The organism is Nostoc sp. CHAB 5715 (assembly GCF_020829685.1).
Taxonomy (GTDB): Bacteria; Cyanobacteriota; Cyanobacteriia; order Cyanobacteriales; family Nostocaceae; genus Nostoc.
The window spans coordinates 1-4,748 of sequence record NZ_JAIVFR010000604.1; the positions used below are offsets into that span (position 1 = coordinate 1).

Annotated in this window: 5 protein-coding genes, 1 tRNA gene and 1 pseudogene; 4 read left to right on the plus strand and 3 right to left on the minus strand. The window is 42.2% G+C overall.

Annotated elements, in window-relative coordinates; genetic code table 11:
* The 4 genes from LC574_RS27100 to LC574_RS27115 all read left to right on the plus strand — a co-directional run.
* A partial coding sequence (locus tag LC574_RS27100) for a hypothetical protein (RefSeq protein WP_229456764.1) occupies positions 1 to 213 on the plus strand: 213 nt, incomplete at its 5' end.
* Between the two features lie 70 nt (positions 214 to 283).
* Positions 284 to 952: an alpha-ketoglutarate-dependent dioxygenase AlkB gene (locus LC574_RS27105; RefSeq protein WP_229456765.1), complete on the plus strand. Its 669-nt coding sequence runs from the start codon at positions 284 to 286 to the stop codon at positions 950 to 952.
* A 131-nt stretch (positions 953 to 1,083) separates the two neighbouring features.
* Complete coding sequence (locus tag LC574_RS27110; protein WP_229456766.1) at positions 1,084 to 1,317, plus strand: hypothetical protein; 234 nt, start codon at positions 1,084 to 1,086, stop codon at positions 1,315 to 1,317.
* A complete protein-coding gene (locus LC574_RS27115) occupies positions 1,304 to 1,750 on the plus strand; it encodes a PIN domain-containing protein (RefSeq protein ID WP_229456767.1) in 447 nt (148 codons plus the stop codon). The genes LC574_RS27110 and LC574_RS27115 overlap by 14 nt, the downstream gene beginning before the upstream one ends.
* Positions 1,751 to 1,938: 188 nt before the next feature.
* Here LC574_RS27115 and LC574_RS27120 read toward each other — a convergent pair whose 3' ends face one another.
* The 3 genes and pseudogenes from LC574_RS27120 to LC574_RS27130 form a co-directional block, all read right to left on the minus strand.
* On the minus strand, positions 1,939 to 2,385 hold the full coding sequence (locus tag LC574_RS27120; protein ID WP_229456768.1) for a DUF29 domain-containing protein: 447 nt from the start codon (positions 2,383 to 2,385) through the stop codon (positions 1,939 to 1,941).
* A 418-nt stretch (positions 2,386 to 2,803) separates the two neighbouring features.
* Positions 2,804 to 2,875: transfer RNA gene (locus tag LC574_RS27125), tRNA-Lys, on the minus strand.
* A gap of 66 nt (positions 2,876 to 2,941) precedes the next feature.
* Positions 2,942 to 4,621 (minus strand): annotated as a pseudogene (locus tag LC574_RS27130) (GAF domain-containing protein); the annotation flags it as partial.
* Positions 4,622 to 4,748 lie beyond the last annotated feature (127 nt).

Below are 4,748 nucleotides of genomic sequence, written 5' to 3' on the forward strand. Positions count from 1 at the left end.
TATTTTTTTGTTCAGTTACCAGAAAACGAAGATCATTCACTCAAGTTTTTAGAGAGCAATTTACCAGAATGTATTCGGATTGAACTTGCAGAATGTTTCGCTGGTAGTGTGATTGCGGCTTGGGAAGTTCCGTTATTTTTACTTCCTCAAGTGTTACAGCAAGCCCATAATTTTGTTGTTGAGTATTGGGAGCAGGTATCTCAAGAAACATGAAGTATTTTTGTCCAACCAAAACTAACAGCAATTCCCCCAGTTACACGTTCTTTAGTTGGAGACAATTATCATGCAACAACTCAATTTATTTGCTGAATCAACCCCAGTTTTACCAGTCACCTACTACCCTGATTTCTTAAGCCTTGAACAAGCAAACGAACTCTACCAACACTGTTTGAAACTGGAGTGGCAGCAGAATCAAATCAGAATCGCGGGTAAAACAATGCCCGTTCCTCGTCTGGAGTGTATTTATGGTGATGCCGGATGTGATTACCTTTACTCCAACAGCGTGTTTTTGAAACCCCTGACTTGGACAGACAATCTGGCCAAGTTACGCGACTCCATTACCAGATTGACTGGCTACAAGTTCCGTATTGTCATTGGTAATCAATACCGCAGTGGTCAGGATTCAATCGGCTGGCATTCCGATAATGAATCATCGATGGGATTTAACCCTGCGATCGCATCTGTGAGCCTGGGGTCATCTCGCAAATTCCAAATCAAACCCATCGGCGGCAGACCAACGGACTTTTGGCTGGAACACGGGAGCTTGCTCGTGATGCACCCTGGTGGATTTTGGCACTGGGTTTGGAGGCATAATGTGCCAGTGACAATTGTAGAAGGTGTCAAAAAAGCGGGGGCATTACTAACTGCTGGCTATGCTGCCATCGCTATCCCCGGTGTTAACGCTCTTTCATCACTCTGGGTAGAGTATATAGGACTAATATTTGATTTATGAAAAAGCTCGGTACAGATCGAAAAGCCTAATTCCTTATTCCCTACTCCCTACTCCCCACTCCCTGCACACGTAGATAATTTCAAAAATCAAATACGATTCCTATAATATTAGGTAATTGAATCTAAAAAGCGATGACTACAAATACACACTTTAACGCTAAAGTCAACAACGGCACAATCGAAATTCCCGTTGAGTATCAAGACGAGATACACAACGCTGAAATGGTGCAAATTGTAATCTTGAAACCCTCACCAAAAAAGAAACGTTTTTCGCAAACGGGTATCATCGCCCAGTTAACCATAAATCCTATCCAGATTGCAGGTTTCAAACCACTCACCAGAGAAGAAGCAAATGAACGCTGGTGATTCGACACGATGCTTTATTGATTCCAATATTTGGCTTTATCGTTTCATTTTGAACCCCAGCAATCCAAATGCAATACAAAAGCAACAAATAGCCACAAAGGTTACAAGTCAAGAAAATCTACTTGTTAGTACGCAAGTTATAAACGAGGTTTGTGCAAATTTAATCCGCAAAGCAGGTTTTGATAACTCGCAAATTCAAAACTTAATTGAAGATTTTGCACAAGGCTGTGAAATCTTGCCTGTCTCACTAGAAACGCTTCAGTATGCAGTAAAATTGCGCGAGCGCTATTTGTTTTCATTTTGGGATAGCCTTATCGTAGCCAGTGCAATTCTAGGGAAAGCAACTATTCTTTACTCAGAAGATATGCAAGATGGCTTAATTATCGAAAATAGCTTACGGATTGTGAATCCATTTTTGGAGGTAAAAACATGAATCTATAACTTGATGATTTTACACTTACTGAACCATAGCGATCGCTGTTTTGATTGCGTTCTGCATGGGTAGTTTATACCAAGCTCATAAAAGCACAAAATCCTCTCTGCGCTTTTGTGCCTCTGGGTGAGACAATCTCTCAGGTAAAATATATGCAGGTATTACCGAAAACTGATGACTACAGGTTTTTAACAACACCAAAAACTTTCATTCAATAATGTTTCTACATCATTAGGAAAAGGACAATCATCAGGAAATTTTATTTCATATTCCTTACTCATATTTTTCTGGGCATTTTGATAACATTCATTACATATAGTTAAGAAATAATTACGTAGACTAGGGGAATCTCGAAGAATACGACTTAATTCCTGTTGTGTGCGGCTAATTGTTGCTTCCCAACCGCCATAACATTCTGGTAAATTTACATAATTCCGTTTTAAGGCGTGTTCAAATAAAGTTGTCAAACGACTTTCTAATTCTCGTCTATCTCTCCTCCCCAATCCTTCTATCTCCTCAATTAAGTTTTCCCAGTCTACATTGCTATAGTCTTGGGATTTTAAACTCTTGAGAGTCTGCTCAATCCATAATGCAAAGTCTGTTACATAGAGAGTTTTTACTGGTGATTGAGTCATAAAAAACTTTATAGTGCTTTAGCAATAGTTTAACCCAAGGGTTTAACAAAATATAATTGAAGAATTGGGAGAAAGCTGTGAGCCAGCGCTAGCTTCTCCCAAAGGGAGAGGCTAGCGCCAAGGGGGTAGATTTATCGGTAGGAGCATAGCAATGCCCCTAAGCTAATATGTAGCTTAGGACTTACGCACACTCTACGAATTCTCGGCGTTCTTGGCGTCTTGGCGGTTCGATAAATTAAGCTTTTTCGTGTCCGGGTAATTAGTTATGATTCCCATAGTCATTGCACCCCACCCCCAACCCCTGCCCTTATTCTTGGGGAGGGGAGCGTTTGCTTTACTCAAATGCGGGGTGGGGTTGTTTATTTTTGATTTATGCAAGAGGTCTATTGATTAACAAGCTTTGAAAATACTTTAAAAGTGGGTGACGAGGGATTTGAACCCGCAACCAATAGATTAAGAGTCTACTGCTCTACCGTTGAGCTAGTCACCCGCACGAATAACCATCATAGCAGACTTATGAAAATTTAGCTAGCCTGTGCCGCGCCCAAAAAACGAATTAAAGCGGGAATTTGATGGTGAAGGTGGTTTGATCTACTGCACTCTCTACATAAATTGAGCCGCCTAAATGTCTGACCATTTTCTGCACTAATGCCAATTCCAGTCCAGTGCCGCTATGTTTCCAAGGATCGTGTTTGGAAAGGTGATAGAATGGCTCAAATATCCGTGACAGTTCATTGCTGGTAAGCTCTAGTCCCGAATTGCTAATCTTAAGCTCTACTACGTCCCCTCTCAGGTGAGCAGAAACTGTGATGGACTCACCTGCTGGGGTATATTTGCAGACATGATTGAGAAGTTCGGTGATAATCCTCTCCATATCTGTGATATCTATCTCTAAAAGCGGGAGTGCAGGATCAACGCTCAGGTTTAACTGCTGTCGCTGGTAGTTGGTGAAGTCTCGAAAAGACTCGACAATCGGGTGAAGCCAGCTTTGTAAGTCAATGGCAATTAAAGTTGGGGGATCGGGTTCGGCTTCTAGATATGTAAGTGTGAGTAGGTCGTTAATTAACTTGTTTTCTCGCGCACACTCGTTATGCAAAATCTGCAAGAGTTGTGGAACTATTTCTATCTCTAATATTTCTGCTGGTGTCAAGACACTTTCGAGGGTTTGGACTGCAAGACTGATGCTAGTTATTGGTGTCCGCAGTTCTTGGGACAGGGTTCTGAGAAATTGGTTTTTGAGCCGATCGCATTTTTCTAATTCTTTAACCTGTGCCTGGTTTTGTTTGTAAAGCTGGGCTTGACGAATGGCGATCGCACATTCATTTGCAACTTGCTGCACTAACTCGATTTCAAACTCATCAAAAGCGGCGGGAAACTCCATCCCCAGGTGTCTGTAGAGGGATAGCCGCCCCGCCGCTTGGGGCATTGGGCATTGGGCATTGGGAATTGGTAATTCTTCCCCATGCCCCATACCCCATTCCCCATGCCCAAAAACTCCACCCACAAGGGGATGGAGTTTTTCATCAAATGCCTCTTGTGATGGTCTTGTCAACCAAATGTTTCCTAAAATCCCTTGAGTGTCGAAAATTGGACAAGCCATTTGGGACATAACCAATAATTTTGGTTCCCATCCCGGCACAATTTCCAAAAATTGCAAAGGTTGTTTTTGCAACAGTGGCTGATAAACTTCAAGACGGTCTGCAATCTGTCTGGTCAATCCTTGACACCGAGGTAGGTTAATGCTGTACTCGTAGGTAATGGTAACTAGAGTTTGACAGGTACTATAAAGTTCGATTTGGCAACGGTCAAGGTTCAGTAACTCTGCTAATTCCTGAGTCACTGTCTGCAACACCTGACTTTCATCCAAACTGTCGCGGATTTGTTCTGTCATGCGTCGCACCAAGGCTTCAAAGTTTCGCACCTGCTGCAACTGATTTTTCTGCTTCTGTTTTTGCAACTCCAACTTTGCTTGGAGATCCTTGATTTGCTGACGAAGTTCTGCCTGTTGGGCAGCAATGCCTATTTGAGTTGCCAACTGTTTGAGTAAATCGGTTTCTGTTTGCTGCCATTGACGCGATTGGTGGCAATGCTGGGCAATTAATAGCCCCCACATATCTTGCTCTTTGAAAATCGGCACGACTAGATTTGCTCTTACCTGCAAAGATGCCAGAAAATCTATATGGCAAGGATGCAACCCAGCTGCATAAATATCTTCAATAACTTGAATGCAACCTCGCCCGCAGGTAAGCCAGATTGATTAGTAAGTAAATGGCAGTGATAATGCCAATACTCCACATTAGCGATCGCACAATATTACGTCGTCCATCTTGAATTTCTGCCGAGATGTAAGCCGCTTCATTCCA